The 16,660-nt window shown below is 72.0% G+C and carries 15 protein-coding genes; 9 read left to right on the top strand and 6 right to left on the bottom strand.

Annotated features, from left to right (window positions below; all coding sequences use genetic code 11):
- Nucleotides 1-34: 34 nt before the first annotated feature.
- From trxB to DY240_RS04965, 8 genes are all read left to right on the top strand, one after another.
- Nucleotides 35-1,006 (top strand): thioredoxin-disulfide reductase, encoded by a 972-nt coding sequence (gene trxB / locus DY240_RS05005; RefSeq protein WP_119658859.1) that lies wholly within the window; start codon nt 35-37, stop codon nt 1,004-1,006.
- Nucleotides 1,007-1,052: 46 nt separating this feature from the next.
- Complete coding sequence (trxA, locus tag DY240_RS05000; protein ID WP_119658858.1) at nt 1,053-1,376, top strand: thioredoxin; 324 nt, start codon at nt 1,053-1,055, stop codon at nt 1,374-1,376.
- Between the two features lie 973 nt (nt 1,377-2,349).
- A complete protein-coding gene (locus DY240_RS04995; protein WP_147375200.1) occupies nt 2,350-2,838 on the top strand; it encodes a hypothetical protein in 489 nt (162 codons plus the stop codon).
- A gap of 240 nt (nt 2,839-3,078) precedes the next feature.
- Nucleotides 3,079-5,886, top strand: a complete 2,808-nt coding sequence (locus DY240_RS04985; RefSeq protein WP_158602740.1) for an FtsK/SpoIIIE domain-containing protein — start codon at nt 3,079-3,081, stop codon at nt 5,884-5,886.
- Complete coding sequence (locus DY240_RS04980; RefSeq protein ID WP_119658854.1) at nt 5,883-6,950, top strand: hypothetical protein; 1,068 nt, start codon at nt 5,883-5,885, stop codon at nt 6,948-6,950. Before DY240_RS04985 ends, DY240_RS04980 begins: the two co-directional genes overlap by 4 nt.
- Before the next feature lie 103 nt (nt 6,951-7,053).
- Nucleotides 7,054-7,659 carry a hypothetical protein gene (locus DY240_RS04975; protein ID WP_119658853.1) on the top strand — a complete coding sequence of 202 codons (606 nt, stop codon included), beginning with the start codon at nt 7,054-7,056 and terminating at the stop codon, nt 7,657-7,659.
- A 2-nt stretch (nt 7,660-7,661) separates the two neighbouring features.
- Complete coding sequence (locus DY240_RS04970; RefSeq protein WP_119658852.1) at nt 7,662-8,048, top strand: hypothetical protein; 387 nt, start codon at nt 7,662-7,664, stop codon at nt 8,046-8,048.
- Between the two features lie 213 nt (nt 8,049-8,261).
- Nucleotides 8,262-9,491: a GNAT family N-acetyltransferase gene (locus DY240_RS04965; RefSeq protein WP_119658851.1), complete on the top strand. Its 1,230-nt coding sequence runs from the start codon at nt 8,262-8,264 to the stop codon at nt 9,489-9,491.
- Between the two features lie 36 nt (nt 9,492-9,527).
- On the opposite strand, the gene DY240_RS04960 is transcribed toward DY240_RS04965, so the two are convergent.
- The 5 genes from DY240_RS04960 to DY240_RS04940 all read right to left on the bottom strand — a co-directional run bounded on the left by DY240_RS04960 (nt 9,528) and on the right by DY240_RS04940 (nt 14,811).
- Nucleotides 9,528-9,836 (bottom strand): hypothetical protein, encoded by a 309-nt coding sequence (locus DY240_RS04960; RefSeq protein ID WP_119658850.1) that lies wholly within the window; start codon nt 9,834-9,836, stop codon nt 9,528-9,530.
- Between the two features lie 67 nt (nt 9,837-9,903).
- Nucleotides 9,904-11,748, bottom strand: a complete 1,845-nt coding sequence (locus tag DY240_RS04955) for an FtsK/SpoIIIE domain-containing protein (RefSeq protein WP_119658849.1) — start codon at nt 11,746-11,748, stop codon at nt 9,904-9,906.
- Nucleotides 11,749-11,920: 172 nt separating this feature from the next.
- Entirely contained in the window at nt 11,921-12,736 is an 816-nt protein-coding gene (locus DY240_RS04950) for a hypothetical protein (protein ID WP_119658848.1), read from the bottom strand.
- Complete coding sequence (locus DY240_RS04945) at nt 12,733-14,106, bottom strand: CHAP domain-containing protein (RefSeq protein WP_119658847.1); 1,374 nt, start codon at nt 14,104-14,106, stop codon at nt 12,733-12,735. The genes DY240_RS04950 and DY240_RS04945 overlap by 4 nt, the downstream gene beginning before the upstream one ends.
- Nucleotides 14,107-14,199: 93 nt before the next feature.
- Nucleotides 14,200-14,811 (bottom strand): YbjN domain-containing protein, encoded by a 612-nt coding sequence (locus DY240_RS04940; protein WP_119658846.1) that lies wholly within the window; start codon nt 14,809-14,811, stop codon nt 14,200-14,202.
- 127 nt (nt 14,812-14,938) lie between these two features.
- Between DY240_RS04940 and DY240_RS04935 the strand changes: the two genes are divergently transcribed.
- Entirely contained in the window at nt 14,939-15,808 is an 870-nt protein-coding gene (locus tag DY240_RS04935) for a hypothetical protein (protein WP_119658845.1), read from the top strand.
- Nucleotides 15,809-15,847: 39 nt separating this feature from the next.
- On the opposite strand, the gene DY240_RS04930 is transcribed toward DY240_RS04935, so the two are convergent.
- Nucleotides 15,848-16,645, bottom strand: coding sequence for a J domain-containing protein (locus tag DY240_RS04930; protein WP_119658872.1), 798 nt, complete (start codon nt 16,643-16,645; stop codon nt 15,848-15,850).
- Nucleotides 16,646-16,660 lie beyond the last annotated feature (15 nt).

Below are 16,660 nucleotides of genomic sequence, written 5' to 3'. Positions count from 1 at the left end.
GATGAACCAACGCGACGCTACGGAAGGCACAGGCGTGACAGACATCCGTGACCTGATCATCATCGGTTCCGGGCCGGCCGGCTACACGGCCGCTGTGTACGCTGCCCGGGCGCGTCTCGAACCGCTGCTGATCGAGGGCGAGGTCAGCTGGGGCGGCGCGCTCATGAACACCACCGAGGTCGAGAACTATCCCGGCTTCCGCGACGGCATCATGGGCCCGGCCCTGATGGAGGAGATGCGCGCGCAGGCCGAGCGGTTCGGTGCGCAGATCCTCACTCGCGACGTCGTCGAGGCCGACCTCACCGGCACGGTGAAGTCGGTCACCGACAGCGAGGGCAACGTCCACCGCGCCCGTGCCGTCATCGTCGCCACCGGCTCGCGCTACCGCGAGCTCGGCCTGGTGAACGAGAAGCGGCTGTCCGGACACGGCGTCTCGTGGTGTGCCACGTGCGACGGGTTCTTCTTCCGCGACCAGGACATCGCCGTCGTCGGCGGTGGCGACTCCGCCATGGAGGAGGCGACGTTCCTCACGCGGTTCGCGCGGAAGGTCTACCTCATCCACCGTCGCGACTCCCTGCGCGCGTCGAAGGTCATGCAGGAGCGGGCCTTCGCCAACGACAAGATCGAGTTCGTGTGGAACACCGAGGTGGTCGACGTCCTCGGCGACGAGAAGGTGAGCGGTCTGCGGCTGCGCGACACCGTCACCGGTGCCGAGCGTGAGCTCGCGGTCACCGGCCTGTTCATCGCCATCGGCCACGACCCCCGCTCCGAGCTGTTCAAGGGTCAGCTCCGGCTCGACGACGAGGGCTACGTGCTGGTCGACGCGCCCACCACGAAGACGGAACTGCCCGGCGTGTTCGCCGCCGGCGACGTCGTCGACCACATCTACCGCCAGGCCATCACCGCGGCCGGCACCGGTTGCCAGGCCGCCCTCGACGCCGAGCGATACCTCGCCGACATCGAGGCCGCCGACCACGCCGCCAAGCCCGAGCTCGCCGTCCGCTGACACCGAGCTCCGTCACCAGAGAAACGCCCACCATCAAGGAGTCCCCATGGGCAACATCCAGCACGTCACCAGCGCCGACTTCGACGAGAAGGTGCTCCAGAGCGACAAGCCCGTCCTCGTCGACTTCTGGGCCGAGTGGTGCGGGCCGTGCCGCATGATCGCCCCCGTCCTCGAGGAGATCGCCGCCGCGCAGGACAAGCTCGAGATCGTCAAGCTCAACGTCGACGAGAACCCCGAGATCGCGGCCAGCTACCGCATCACCTCGATCCCGGCGCTGAACGTCTACTCCGGCGGCCAGGTCGTCAAGCAGATCGTCGGCGCCAAGCCGAAGGCCGCTCTGCTCAACGACCTCGCCGACTACGTGAACTGACGCCCTCGCGGCCACCAGACGGCCCGCGCAACGGCCGCACCCGGCGCCCGCCGGTGGACCCCACGGTCCATCTCGGCGGGCGCCGTTGCGTTGGGCGACGTTGGCCTTGGCTCCCCGTCCCCCTGCTGCCCCATTCTCTTGCCGCGCAACCGCGCCTCAAGTCCGCCATGGAGTCGCTTCGCGACGAAGGGGCGGACTTGACCCGCGGCTGCGCGGCCAAGAACGGGCAGCTATCAGGGGGACGGGGGCAGAGCGGGCACGACTCGAGGTTCGCGTGCCCGTTTCGCCCGGTTTGCCGGGCTGCAGGCGGCCATGATCATCCAGGATCGCCTACATCACGAGGATTACCTGAGCATCACCACGACTGTAGGGGTGTTGACGCTGGGGTAATCCTCGTGATGGCCCCCGAATCACAGCGAAATCTCACCACGTGGACGCTCAACGACACCAACGCCACACCGTAACGGGGCCAACGCCGCGGGAGACGTCGCCGAACTTCCCCCGTCCCCCTGATAGCTGCCCGTTCTTAGCCGCGTGCGCGCGGGTCAAGCGGTCCGCATCGGCGCGAAGCGCCTCCTCGGTCCGCTTGAGGCGCGCGCGCGGCCAAGACAATCGGGCAGCAGGGGGACGGCCAACGTCCGCACCGCCAGCCGACGCCCACCACGCCCGCCACCGACCGGCGGGACGGCGTCGGCATCGGCCGATCGGCGGCCGCCATGGGGCCGTCCGAACGAAGAATCAAATGGACATAACCGCCACAATCGCCGTAAAAACACGTTGTAGCGCGTACTAGTTTGCTCCGGACCTCTTGCCCTGGGGGCCGAAACCGACATTGAATGTCGTATCCGCAGAAACGAACCGCTCCGTTTGCCGAGCGCCGAGTTCTCCCGGATCATCTCGTCACGGAAGTCCTTGCTCGGACACCTACCGTGTCAGTGGCCGGGGACCTCGGGACGTCAGGCGAGAGGTGTACATGGAATACAGAGACGATTTGGTGAACGCCGAGAACGCCGCCGTCGAGGCCTACACCTCGATGGCGGTTCGGCAGACCAAGCTGTTGCTGCTCGGCATCGGCACGATGATCGCCTCGATCGTGGCGATCATCCTGGCCGCGCTGGCGACGCTCGCCGACCTGGCGGGTGTTGCCGACCTCCACGCGGCCTTCATCCCGGTGGCGGTGATCGGCCTCGCGTGTGGCGGCGTCGACTTCATCGCCCGGCGCCGCGACAACGACTACGTCGCGGGTTGGGCGACGGTGGTCGGCCAGGGCGCGCTCACGGCGGCAGGCGCCATTGCGCTGCTCGGATGGTTCTCAGCGGACCTCTGGGTGTTCGGAGTGGGCCTGGTCATCGGAATTGTAACCAGTTCGATCTTGGTCAAGTATCCCGAATGGGAAACCGAAGCGGAAATGCTCGAACGGTTTGTCCGAGTTCCCGATGACGGTGAGGACGATTTCTTCTGACCGTCGCCCGTTCGGACGACCCCCAGGTGCCTGACAGCCTCGAGCATCCTCGCCGGCCGACGCCCCGGAGTCGGCCGGCCGCGCAACGTCCCGCCGCGTCACTCCCCGCGCCGCCTGACGACCACCCGCCGCCGCTGACCCCGTCCGGCCGCGCTCGCACAAACCTTCCCCTTCCCGGTCACAAACCGGCCATCCCACGCACCTTCGTGAGGGACAGGCATCTCGACAGGAAGGGCAGGCATGCGCGTTTCCGCCCTCCGCCTCGGTCTGCTGCGCGGTCCCGGCGCCGCCGACGACGGCCCCGCCGCCCTGGCGCACGCCGTCCAGGCGACCGAGGACGCCGCAGTCCACCTGCGTGCCCTCGCCGACTCCGCCGCCGAGCGCGAACGCCGCAGGCTCGCCGAGGACCAGCAGGCCATCGCCCGCGAGTCCCGCCGCCGGCAGGCCCGGTCGCACGCCTCACTCCTCGCCGCCGCCGACCGCGTCCGGCTCGACATCGCCGAGCTGCTCGGCCGCGGCCCCGGCTACGCCCACGAGGGCTGGGACTCCCCGCTCTGGGCCGAGCCTTACGACCAGCCGGTCGACGTCACCCAGGTGGTGCGCGCCGCGACGCTCGGGCTCGCCTCCCCCAGCAGCATCGTCGAGCTGCCGTTCGTGCTGCCCGCGCTGGGCGGCAACGTCGTCATCACCCACGCCCCGGCCGGCCGCGCGCCGGCCCACAACCTCGCCCAGGCGTTCGTCACCCGCGCGCTCGCGTCCGCGCTGCCCGGCTCGCTGCGGGTGCACCTGCTCGACCCCGGCGGCCTCGGGCAGAACCTCGGCATCCTCAGCCGGCTTCCCGAACCGCTGGTCGCGGGAGGCGTGCGGGCCACCCACGACGAGGTCTCGACCGAGCTGCGGACGCTGCGCGAGCACGTCCACCGGCTCAACAGCCAGGTGCTGCTCGGCGACGACGACTCCCTGGTGACCCGCTGGCACCAGGGCACCGCACAGGGCATTCCGTGCTCCCTGGTGCTCGCGGCCGGGCTGGGCCCCCACCTCACGGCTGACGACGCCCAGCAGCTCTGGTCGCTGGCGCGGACGGGCAACCGCTGCGGCGTCGCGGTGGTCGCCGTCGTCGACACCGGGCGCGAGCTGCCGCAGGGCGTGGTTCTGGCCGACCTGCTCGAGAACGCCGAGCACCTCCACGTCGACCACGAGGGCGGCGCCACCTGGGTGTCGTCACCGCCGGCGCTGCTGCACAACGCCCGCGTGCGCTGTCCCAACCCGCCCGGCTCGGCCCAGCATCGATTCCTCACCACCATCCTGGCGCCGGCCGTCCGCCGCGGCGTCAACCGCCCCGTCGTGCTCAGCGACCTGCTGGCCGCCGAGCGGCCCGGCACCGGCACCACCCACACCCGGGTCGCCGCCACCGTCGGCCAGGCCGCCGACGGCTCCGCCATCGAGCTCGCGGTCGGCGACGACGAGGGCGTGGCCATCGGCGGCATCGTCGTCGGCCCGTCCGGCTCCGGCAAGACGACGTTGCTGCACGCGTTCATCCACGCGCTGGTGCACCGGTATCCGCCCGACGAGCTCGAGCTCTACCTGCTCGACATGAAGGCCGGCGTCGAGTTCGCCGAGTACGCGCCGCGGCCGGGGCGGCCCGCGCTGCCGCACGTCCGCGCCGTCGGCATCGAGGCCGACGCCACGTTCGCGCTGGGCGTCCTGCAGCACCTCGCCGACGTCGACGCCCAGCGCAAGCAGCTGTTCAAGCAGGCCTCCGCCGACACCGGCCGCGAGATCAAGAACATCGCGCAGTACCGCGAGGCCACCGGCGAGGTGCTGCCGCGGGTGCTGTTCGTCGCCGACGAGTTCCAGCTCATGCTCGCCGGGCCCACCGAGGACGCCGCCTGGGACACCCTCGACGTCCTGGTGAAGCAGGGTCGCAGCCAGGGCATCCACGTGCTGCTGGCCACCCAGAGCCTCAACTCCGTCGGCTCCGGGCGGGCCGCGCAGAAGGCGTCGGTCTTCGACCAGCTCGAACTGCGGGTCGGGCTGCGCTGCAAGCCCGACGAGCTGAGCCTGCTGCTCGACCGCACGGTCCGCGACCGCCTCGACACCGGCCGCCGCGGCTCGGGCGTGCTCAACCAGGCGCGCGGCGACAAGGACGCCGACCAGCTGTTCCAGGGCGGACTGCTCGACACCGACGACCGCCGCCGCATCCGCGACGCCGTCGTCGCCCGGTACGGCACCGATCCCCGCATCCGGGTCAGCCGCGGTAGCGGCGGCGTCGAACTGGCCGACGCCGCGCCCGTGCTGGCGTCGACGCCCCTGCCGACGGTCTACGTCGGCGCACCGGTCGGCGTCTCGCCGCCGCTGGTGGGCGTCCCGGCCCGATCCGGCGACGGCCGCGGCCTGCTGCTCGCCGGCCGCGACGAAGCACACGCCGTCGGCGCCATCAGCGCCGTGCTGGCCGGCCTCGCCCTGCAGCCCGCCTGCGACGACGCCGGCTTCGTCGTCGTCGACCTGCTGCCCGAGCGCATCCCCGGACGGCGCCCGCTCGACCAGCTCGTCCAGTGGCTCGGCGACCGCGTCGTCACGCTCGACGAAGCGCGGCTCGACCAGCTGCCCGCCATCGCCACGAGGCCGGCCGGGCCGGTGTTCGTCGCCGTGCTCGGACTGCAGTACTCCGGCGTCGAGGCACCGCTCTACACCGACGATCCCCATCCGCTCGGCTGGCTGTGCGGCACCGGCCCGTCGTTGTCGGTGTTCCCGCTCATCTGGCTCGACACCCCCGACCGGCTCCGCAAGCTCGGCCAGCACGGCGAACGGTTGCAGCTGCGGGCCGACGCCGGCGGCGACATCATCGACAGCACATCGTTCCTGCGCGTCCGGCCGCCCTTCCCCGCATCCCGCGGGCGGCTCTGGTTCCACGACCTCGCCGGCGACACCGACCCCGTCCTGCTCGATCCGCTCCAGGTGGGCGCCTCCCTGCCCGAGCCGCGTACCGTCGCGCCTCCTGGGCCGGCGGGGGCGGTGCCCGCTGACGGGTTCGGAGCGCTCCCATGACGGCCGACCTCGAGTTCGGCGCGCCCGGCGACCCCGCCGCCGCGTCCCGCCCGGGCGCGCCGGTCCGCAGCCCGGCGATGCGCGCCTACTGCGCCAGCCTGGCCCGGTTCACCTCGTCGGTGCAGAGCACCGAGCAGCTGCTCCGCAACGACGACGCCGGCACGCGCGAAGACACCGAACAGCGCGAGCTGACCGCGGCCACCCGGCTACGCGGCATCGACCGCGCCGGCGCCGCCGCCGACGACGGCCTCGCCCACTGCGCCGCCGTACGCTCCGACTACGGCCTGCCCTCGGGCTCGCCCGCCGACGCCTTCGCCGAGTACGAGGAGCGCCTCGGCGCCGACGGCCGCGACCGACCCGGTGGTGGCGGCCACGCTGACGACGGCACCGTCGGTACTGCGGAGGACGGCGGCACGGTCGGCCCCGCGCACGACCGCGGCTCCGCCGGCCCGGCGCACGACCGCAGCACCGCCGGCCCGCCGCGCGACCGCGGCACCGCCGGCCTCGTGCGTCACCCCGATTCGGGCCCGTCTCACGGCACCGACGGTTCGCTGCCGGGCACCGCCACTGCCGTCCGCTCCGGCACGAGGCGACTCCGCACGTCCCCCGGCCGACTTGACGACGCGGCGCCGGGCCTCGACCGGCTGCGTCGCACCGGCGGCGCCGACCTCGGTGTGGCCCTGACCGCGCTCGGTCGCCGGCGCGACGAGCTCAAACTGGCCGAAGCCGAGTTCGCGCACTGGCTCCAGATGCACGACGAGCAGTCCCGTCGCATCACCCTCGGCGCCGTCGTGGCCGCCGGGCTGGCAGGTGCCGCGGTCATGGCCGTCGCCGGGGTCCGGACGTCTGCCGCCACGGCGCTCGCCCTGCTGATCGTCTGCTCCCTGGCCGTCGTCGCCGCCGGGCTGGGCGTGGCGGCGGCCCGGCGGCTCCCCCGGGTCTGCCGCGGCGCCGGACTCGCACGGCGGCCGGACGGCTGGGCGCTGGCCCGGTACGGCGCACGGATCGGCGGCGCGACGCTGCTCGCCCTCACGGCGGCCAACATCGTGGCCGGCGCCCTGTGAATCGCCACCAGGTGTCACATTCGCCATCCCAGAACGACCTACAGAAGTAGGCGGCCCACCCGGTCCCGGCAGGTGCGGCCACAGACCCAGAAGGGCGGCATCCATGCCGAGCATCAAGGAATCCGGTGAGATCCTCATCGAGGTCTCCGCCGGGCTGTCCCGCGGTGGCGACGAGACCTCGCGTGGGCTCACCGAGCTGGAACAGAAGGCCAACGCGGCGATCGAGGCGCTGCGCGACCTGCGGGCGCCGGCCGAAGAGGCCAAGGCGGCCGCCGAACGGTTGCGGGCCCGGGCCGAGAACGCGCGCGCGAAGTTCGAGGAGCTCGAACGCGCGGCCTCCGTCACCGAGGACGGCGCCCGGCTGCTCCAGTCCGCCTGCGACGATCTCCAGCGCGGCGACGCCGACCTCGCCTCCGTGTTCGAGCCGCAGATCCGCCCCATCGCGGCGCAGGTCACCCAGTTCACCGAGAGCCTGCGTCAGAGCGCCGACCGACTGGAACGCGCCGCCGACGGCGTCGCCGAAGGGGCGCAGCAGATCGGCCGGAGCACCGACCAGCTGCTCGACCACGGCGAACAGATCACCCAGGGCGCCGGCCAGGTCACCGCCAACCTCGCCCAGGTGAAGAAGCGCCTCGCCCAGATCATCCCGGCCGCCGCCCGCGCCGTCCGCGACCGCGGGCGCGAAGCCGTCCACGTCGCGCGGAGGTAGCCGTGTCCACGGCGCCGAACCACGCCCTCGGCGTGATCCACGATGAGATCGCCCTGCTGCGCGACTCGCAGCGCGCCTTGAGAGAAGCCGTCGCCGTGGCCGAGCGCGGGCGCGACGCCACCCAGGCAGACCTCCTGGCCGTCCAGAAGCGGCTCACCGACAGGACCGGCGAGGCACTCCCTCACGACGAAGCGATCCGCAAGCGCATCGCCACCGCCATCGAGTCCGCGTTCACGACGGCCCTCCGCGCGCTGACCGCCCGCTGGAACGAGATCGTCGAGCTCCTCACCAAGGCGTGCCAGCGGGTCGACGAGGCGTTGAGGGAGGCCGAACGCAGGCTGCAGCAGCGCGACGAGGCAGTTCGCCTGGCTCGGCAGCGGGCCACCTGACGAGCAGCCGTGCCGCGACCGGGAGCGGGCGCACCGCCGGCCACCGGCCACCGGCCACCGGTCTGTCGCCACGGCAGGCGACCTGGCGACGCGGCGCCTACCGTGCGTCCGACGCCGGATCGTCGGTAGCGGCGGCCACGCGCACCGCCGGCCAACCATCACCCGGGCCGAAAACCTCTGGCCCGGCCAGGCACCATGCGCTAGACAGGGACGGTGACGAACGACCTGGTCCTGCGCACCGCCACCGAAGCCGACTACCCCGAGCTCGAAGCGCACATCCATCGCGCCTTCCTCGACGACGTCGACGAGGACACGGCCGACCTCAACCGGAAGGTCTTCGAGCCCGGCCGCACCCAGCTCATGACCGACGACGGGCGCATCGTCGGCTCCGGTCTCGTCATCACGCGCGACCTCAGTGTGCCCGGTGGCGTCGTCCCGGCCGCGCACGTCACCGGCGTCGGGGTCGCGTCGACGCATCGGCGGCGCGGCGTGCTGACGGCGCTCATGAACGCCATGCTGACCGAGGCGCACGGCCGCGGCACCGAGCCGTTGGCGGTCCTCTGGGCCAGCGAGGGCGCCATCTACGGACGGTACGGCTACGGCCTGGCGTCGTGGCGGGTGTCGTACGAGATCGCCACCCGCGACACATCGGTCGTCGGCACGGCGCCGGACGGCGCCCGGCTGCGGCAGGTCGCCACCCGTGACGTCCTCGACGAGATCGTGGCCGTGTACGACCGCGTCCTGACCGAGCGGCCCGGGCTGTCGACCCGGCCGGGCCAGTGGTGGGAGTACCTGACCGCCGACCCGAAGGGCTGGCGGCGCGGCATGTCCGCCGAACGCACGGTGCTCTACGAGGACGCGGGCGGCGTCCGCGGCTACGCCCGCTTCCGCACCAAGGCCGGCTGGGGCAACAGCGGCCCCGATGGCGAGGTCCGCGTCACCGAGCTGCTCGCCGAGACGCCCGAGGCCCACGCCGCGCTGTGGCGGTTCCTGACGTCGATCGACCTGGTCCGCACGGTCAAGTACATGCACGGCCCCATCGACGACCCGCTGCCGCACCTGGTCACCAACCCCGACGCGCTGGTCGGCTCGGCCGGCGGGTCGCTGTGGGTGCGCATCCTGGACGTCCCGGGCGCGCTGGCGGTGCGGCGCTACGCCGCCCCGGTCGACGTCGTGCTGGAGGTCACTGACACCGCGTTCACCGGCAACACCGGCCGCTGGCGGCTGGTCGCCGACGACGACAAGGTCGACGTCTCGCGCACCGACGCCGACGGCGACGTGGCTCTGGACGTCCGAGCGCTCGGCTCGCTCTACCTGGGCGGGGTCTCGGCGGGCACGCTCGCCGCGGGCGGCCTGATCAGCGAACGCGCTCCCGGCGCCGTCGCCCGGCTGTCGGCGGCGTTCGGCTGGCACCGGGTGCCGGTCTCGGTCGAGGTCTTCTGAGGCTCGGCCCGGCGCTCTCCGAACGTCGGCGGCGGATCAGCTGGTCCCCCAGCCCTCGGTGTCGATCTTCCGGTTGCGGTTGCGCCGCGCCACGACGGTGCCGAGGGCGAGGACGAGCAGCACCAGACACACCCCCAGCACGATGTGGGCGCCGCTGACGCCGGCACCCTCCCAGCCGGGGACCTCCCAGACGGCGTCCTCGGCCGAGGCGATGAAGCCGCGCTCGATCATCCATGCGCGGCCCTCGTCCCACGAGCTGAACACCAGCGGCGCCACGACCGGAAGGGCCAACGGCGCGGCCAGGAACATCATGAACACGTCGTTGTCGGAGACGTTGTCGGCCATCGCGCGCCCCTTCCCCTCTCCCTTGTCTGCCGCGCCGCCGCCTGGGACCTCGCGGTCGGCCTTCGGGTCAGTAGATGCCGTCGTTGAGGTGCCGGATGCGTACCGCGCGCGTGCGCGACACGACCTGGGAGCCGGCGCCGTCGTTGCCGCGCCAGCGGATGAGCAGCTTGGTGCCGTCGTTCTGGACCGGCTCGACCTGCTCGATGATCACCCAGCCGGTGTCGTCGTCGAGGCGGGCGAGGCTGCCCGCCTGCAGCTGCGACACCATGATCATCTCGGACCAGCCCGAGGTCTCGACCTGCGTGGACGCCGCGGCGGCGGACCCGCCGCCGGTGGTGCGCGTACGACTCCAGTCGGCGAGGCCGGACGTGCCGGCGCCGTAGCCCTCGGCGAGGTCGGCGTTGAGGTTGATCCGCCAGGACGCCTCGGGGCTGTCGGCCAGCGCCCGCGACCGTTGGACGTGTAGCACGGGATGGGTGACGAGGCTCGGCCGGAGCGCGTCGAGCAGGTAGAGGTCCTGCTCGTCGTTGACGCGGCGAGCCTCGCGCGGGTCGGGGGTCCAGTAGCACTGAATGAGCACCGGCTTCGCGTCGCCGGACTGGACGATCGCCCGGCCGGGCACCGGCTCGGCCGGCTCCGTCGGACGATCGCTGCCCCACAGCGCCGACGCGACCCGGCTGTCGAGCCGGCCGAGCGCCACGACGGCGCCGATGTCGTCGCGGTTCTCCTCGCGCAGCAGCGGGTCGTCGGCGCGCTGCATGCTGAGGACGACGTAGACATTGACCTGGCGGCCGTGGCGCAGCAGGTCGGTGACGCGGTCGTGCGCCAGCGACGCGGCCGCCGGCCCCTGACCGGCCCGGTTGGCGGCGTCGGCGACGGCGGTGGCGAACTCGCGAAAGTGGTGGATGACCACGACGAGCGGCTCGAGCTCGGCGCGGCTGGACCCCGACTCGATGAGCGCGACCCGGCCCTCCATCTCGCGCCATGCCTGGTTCAGCACGACGATCTGGTCGTCCAGCGTGGACGCGACGATCTGCACGTTCGGCCAGTCGCGCACGCCGAGCAGGTCGACGCGGCGGTGATCGATGATCCACACCGGCCAGCCACGCGCCGCGGCCTCGACGACGATGCCGGTGAGCAGTACCCGCTTGCCGGCGCCGGACCGGCCGAGCACCAGCAGGTGTCCCTGTGGCGCGGCGAGGTTCCAGCCGACCCGGGTGCCGCCGGCGTCGACGCCCAGCGGCACCAGCCACGACGACAGGTCGGCCTGCGTCGGCACCGGGCGGGCGATCTTCTCAGGCAGCGCCCGCCGGACGGCGTCACGGGCCCGCTCGGCGCGTGCCACCGGCTCGGGGGTGAGCGACCCGCTGGTGCGCGTGGGGTCGCGCAGCGTGAGCCGATGGCCGCGGATGTTGTGCCGGCCGACGGTGTACTGGTGCTCGAGCTGGTGGTGGACGGCCTCGGCGACGCCGTCGGCCCAGTCAGACCCGGAGTCGTCGACCTCGGTCGGGTACTGGATGTTCAGCACGTGCGGGACGCCGACCCACCCGCCCTGCCATTGCCGCGCGTCGATGTCGAGGTACGACGCGTCGGGCAGGCCGATGTGCCGGGCGAGCGCGTCGGCGAGGTCGCCGACGACGCCGTCGCGCAGCCGCCGCCGCACCGACACCGCGTAGAGGACGCCGGCGCAGGCCAGCGTCGGCAGCAGGAACAGCACGCCGATGACCGGCTCGTCGAGCGCGGCCAGGATCGCCCACAGCGACACGGCGAGGAACACGACGCCGACGGCGCTGGCGGCCAGCTGCCACGGTGTGAAGCCCTTGATGGTGGGCTCGGCCGGGCGCGCGGACGCGAACCTGTCGTCCTTGCCGCCCGGATCGGGGTGCCCGGACGAGGCGGCGAAGGTGTCCACCGGGTCATGTGGCGCCACGGGACTGCCTCTCGGTCGGTCGGTCCTCACTGTCCTGTTCAGAGTTCGAGTGATGCAAAGATCCGGCCCTCGTCGCCTTCGGCAGTGCATGACTCTCACTGGCGAAGGTGCTCTCGCGTGCGCTGTTGTGACAAGGGCGGCTCGGGTCGGCGGGTCAGCGGTGCGCCAGCGGGGTCTGCAGCTCGACGATGCGCCATGGGTGGGCGGCGGACTCGCGCTCGAGGAACGCGAACCACTGGTGCTCGACCAGCGGGCCGTTCCACGCGTCGCGGCCGATCGGGGTCATGCGGACGTAGAACCGGCGCTCGGCGCGGATGTCGGTGTCGGGGGTGTCGACGTCGGTGGTGTGCGCTTCGATGGCGTTGATCGAGGCGAACGCCTCATGCTCGGCCCACCGATCCCAGTCGCGTTGGACGTCCTGCCGCAGGCCGTCGAGGTCGTAGACGGCGGAGTCGTACGGCTCGGCCAGCCACGGCTGAACCCGGTTCATCGCGTCCTCGGCCGAGGCGTCGTGCGCGGCGTCGAAGCTGTAGGCGGCGGTCAGGGCCGCGACGGCGACGGCCGTCGGGTCGGCGCCGTCGACCGTCGCCGGATCGGGCACGACGGCGGGTTCGGGCAGCTCCATGCCGGGTGGCAGGGTGGGGGTCTGGCGCGGGCCCGGGGTGGGACGTGCGGTCGGGGTGTCGGACGGCTCCAGCGGCTCCTCGGTGCCGCTCTCGGTGCCGGGCTCGGCGTCGGAGTCGGTGCCGGCTGCCGGTTCCTCGCCGGGCGCCTGGGTGGCGCTGGTGTCGTCCGGCGTGCCGGAGTCGTTCGGCGCCGGTTCGGGAGCCCGGCTCTCCTCGGCGGTGACCACAGCGGAGCTGCCACCCACACCGTCGTTCCCTCCGCCACCGAAGACCAGCAGCAACCCGACGACGGCGAGTACCACGGCGGCGCCGACGAGCAGCAGCGAGGAGCGCGAGCGGATCACGGGTTCATCCGTCCGTAGCCGACCACCGGCCCGCTCGGGCCCATGGTGAAGGTGCCCGACGCGCGGGTGATGCGGTTGCTCTCGTTGCCGCCGACCGTGACCAGCGTGCGGCTGGCCTCGTCGACCTCGACGACGATGCTCACGTGCCCGGAGTAGATCATCACGTCACCGGGCCGGGGCGGCTTCGTCGGGCCGCCGCTGCCGACGGGGATGAACTCCTGGCCGTGGCCGCCGGACTCGAACCACGCCTTCATACCGATGACGGCGGGGATCTGCCACGGATGTCGCCAGAAGTACATCTGCGTACCGGGTTCGGGCTGGAACGGGATGTCGGCGGCCTGGAAGACCCAGCTGACGAAGTCGGCGCACCATTCCTCGCAGCCGGTGGCGATGTAGGTGTCGCTGATGGTGGGGCCGCAGTTGCTGCCGAACGGCTGCTCGACGATGCCCTTCGCGTACTCCTGCTCCGCGATCTGCACGACGCCGTCGAGCCCGCCGCCGCTGATGCCGCCGCAGCCGGCCCACCCGCTGCCCTCGCCCTGCTCGCCGCCCTCGCCTTCGCCGATGCCCATGCCGTGCGGCGCCGGGTAGGTGGCGTACTCGCCGTAGTCGCCGGTGCCGCCCTGGGTGAAGTTGGAGGAGACGAGCGCGTGGACGTTCTCGACGTAGCGGCGGGTCTCGTTGTTGTTCCAGTTGCCGGCGGGTCCGGCGTTGTAGCTGGCCGCCGAGTAGACGAACGTGCCGGGCTCCCACCTGGCAACGTCGCCGAGCGGTGTCTCGGCGGTGACGCTGCCGTAGACGCCGTCGGCATGGGTGAAGAGGTTGGCGGCGGTGAAGATGGCGTCCCAGGGATCCATGTAGTCGGGTGGGCCGCCGTCGGCGCTGTACTTGTACGCGTCCCAGGTGCCGGCGCCGACGTTGAACTGCATGGGCCCGTGACAGCAGCCGGAACTGGGCCAGTCGGTGTCGAGGTCCTTCCAGGCGTTGCCGTTCTCGGTCAGGTAGATGGCCGCCAGATAGGCGGGATCGACACTGAACTCGTCGCCGGCGGCGGTGAAGATCTCGGCCCACGGTTGCGGGACGTTGGCCAGCGTGGCGCCGCCCGTGCAGGCCTCCTGCCCGCCGGGCGTCATGGTGCACTCGGCCAGCGGGGCGCGGTCGGTGATCTCGCACCAGAGCGCCATGACGGTGGCGACCGGGATGAACGCCAGCGACGCCGCGCCCACCACGCCGAACACCGTCAGCAGCGCGATGCCGAGCAACCACTTCTTCACCCGGCTGGATCCCTTGCCGCCCGGTGTGCGCGCAGGCTTCGTCTTCGTACGCCGGGCGACGACGGCCCCGCCGGCGGCGATCGAACCCTGTGCCATACCGCGCCCTCCATCCGGCCGCCCGCCGCGGCGGCTTGTAGCGGACGTCTGTGTAGGTCGGCGCAGGGGTGGTTCTGTGACAGTTCGCCGCCGTCAGAACTCGATCGGGACCGCCTCGGGGAAGGTCAGGGTCGCCTCATTGAAGAGGGCGAGTGAGCTGGCGAGGCCGGCGTTGACGGCGCGGTCGAGCTGATCGTGGGTGACCGCCGGGCCGAAGTCGACGGTCAGTTCGCCGTAGAGTCCGATCGACTCGTCATCGAGCGCGCGGGCGAACGCCTTCGGCCAGGCTCGTTCGGCGTTCCACTCGTTGGCGAAGATGGCGACCTGGGGGTAGAACTCCACGGGCAGGGCGCGCTCCCATTGGCCGTAGACCTGGAAGACCGGTGCCTCGCCGTCCTCAGCCAGCAGGAAGAAGTAGAAGTAGCCGTTCTCCCAGATGCCGCCGACGGCATCGTCGCCGTCGACGAAGTACTTCGCTTCCATGTCGTCCAGAACCGCGGTGACAGCGCCGAGCGTGAGCGGGATCAACTGGCCCGGCGCATCTGCGTGGGCCCTCGGCCCCGCCGCGGCGGCCGCGGCGGGTGTGGGAACGAGCGCGGCACCGGCCGTCATCACTCGTCGCCCGTCGAGGGCCTGCCGCGGGCCGGGCATCGCCCTGAGCCGGTCGAGCTGCGTGCGCGGCCCGTGTCCGTTGCTGTCGCTCATCGCCCGTCATCCTCTCCACGACCGGTGCTATAGAGGTAAGTGCGGCGAGGAGACCAGCTGTGACATCCCTGGCCGCCGGCCGGACGCCGATACAGTGGTCCCACTCACGAACGCCGCAGAGGACGCGATGCCCGACGACCACCGATCCCCGTCCCGCGACCTCTCCCGGCGCAGGCACGGCGAGGTCGACCTCGATGTCGGCCCCTCAGCCTCGACGCTCGACGGTTCCTTCGACGGCTCGGCCGAGCGTCCGTGGCACAGCTGGGAACGCGTCCCGGCTGAGGTCACCGTGGTGCTGGAGCACCATGGCTGCGTGCCGCGCGATCCGTTCGTCGCCGGCGCGACCGCGCCACGCGCTCGACGGCGCGGCGAGGTGATCCTCCAACGAGCGGGCGCCTGGGCCGTCGATCAGTCACGGCTGGTGCTCATCGACGCGATCCGCGGTGTGGAGTCGCTGGACGGCAAGCGCTTCCGGCCCAGCACGCCCTGGCGGCTCGGGGTCAGCTCCTATCCGTTCGTGGGAGAGGTCAGGAAACGGTCCGGAACGGTGCCCGTCGACGTGCCCGTCGGAACAGCCGCTCACGGGGATGAGCCGCTCGACGATCCCGACGGTCCGGAGATCATCGAACTGCTTCCCGCGCCGGTCCGCCGTCAGATCCTCACCACGATCCCTGACCCGGACGTCGCCGAGGAGTACCTCTACCAGGGCCTCCGCAACGACATCCCGCAGATCCACGAGGCCGGTCTGCTCCGCGCCACCGGCGCGACGATGATCGCGTTGCACGCCCTCCGCTCCATCAAGGTCCCACGCCGGATGAGGCCGGCCGAGGCCGAAGCGGCGCTGGCGGCAGCTCCTTGGTATGTCCAGACACTGACAGCGACGCTCGGCGCCGTCGAACGCACCGAGCTGACCAGCTTCGAACAAGACCGCAGCATCGCGGCCAACAAGCCGCCGCAGCTGGCCGGCGCCGACGCCGACCGCCGAGAGCTCAGGTGAGCCGAGGCGGTCCGTCTGCGCAGATCCCGCCGCGCCCGCTCAGGTCAGCCCGTCGGGACGGAGCCGAGCCCCCTGCCACACCGGAATCGCCGCCATGGCGGCCGCATAGACGATCCACACGATGGCCACACCGACGAACGCCAGCCGTTCCCGGGTTTCCGCGAGACTCCAGTACGCCAGCGGCCAGCCGACAACCACCACGACGAGCACGCTGAGGTGGAACACCGTCATGGGCGTCCACAACAGTCCCAAGAAGGCATACACGGCCAGGATCGCGTAGATGATCACAACGATCCACAGCACCAACGAATGGTCGAGAAGCCAACCGAGGACATCCGATCCCGCCGCCTCCGGCCGGATCCAGTCTGGGGCGAGGAACAGCACGGCGGCGAGCGCCCCGAACAACGCCGCGGTCGCCCAGCCGCCCCATCGAGTCGCCACCTTGCCTGCCGGTGTTTCGACCCATCGCTCACTCCAGGACGGCCCGTAGTCGAGAAAGTCCTCTTCCCGAAGCGTCTCCGCTGCCTGGCGTGCATGATGCGGCTCCGGCCCCCCGGCCTCCCAACGGACCTCCTCGCCCCAATCGGACTCCGGAGGGGCTGCCGCGCCGTGGGCGACATCGTCCGGACGCGACGTGCCCATTTCGGCGTCGTACGCGGCTCGGGCCCGCGGGTCGGACAGCGTCCGATAGGCGTCGTTCACCAGCCGGAACATGCCCGCTGTTCCGCCGGCATCGGGGTGCGCCGCCCGCACTGCGCGATGGTAGGCGGCCTTGATCTCCGCCGCGGTTGCCGTCGGCCGGACATCGAGGATCTCGTAGTAGTCGACGTCAGCCATAGCGGCCACCACGGC

Origin of the sequence: Jiangella rhizosphaerae (genome assembly GCF_003579925.1) — a bacterium.
GTDB lineage: Bacteria > Actinomycetota > Actinomycetes > Jiangellales > Jiangellaceae > Jiangella > Jiangella rhizosphaerae.
The sequence above is the reverse complement of the archived record's forward strand: the minus strand, read 5'-3'. Positions and strand labels throughout refer to the sequence as shown.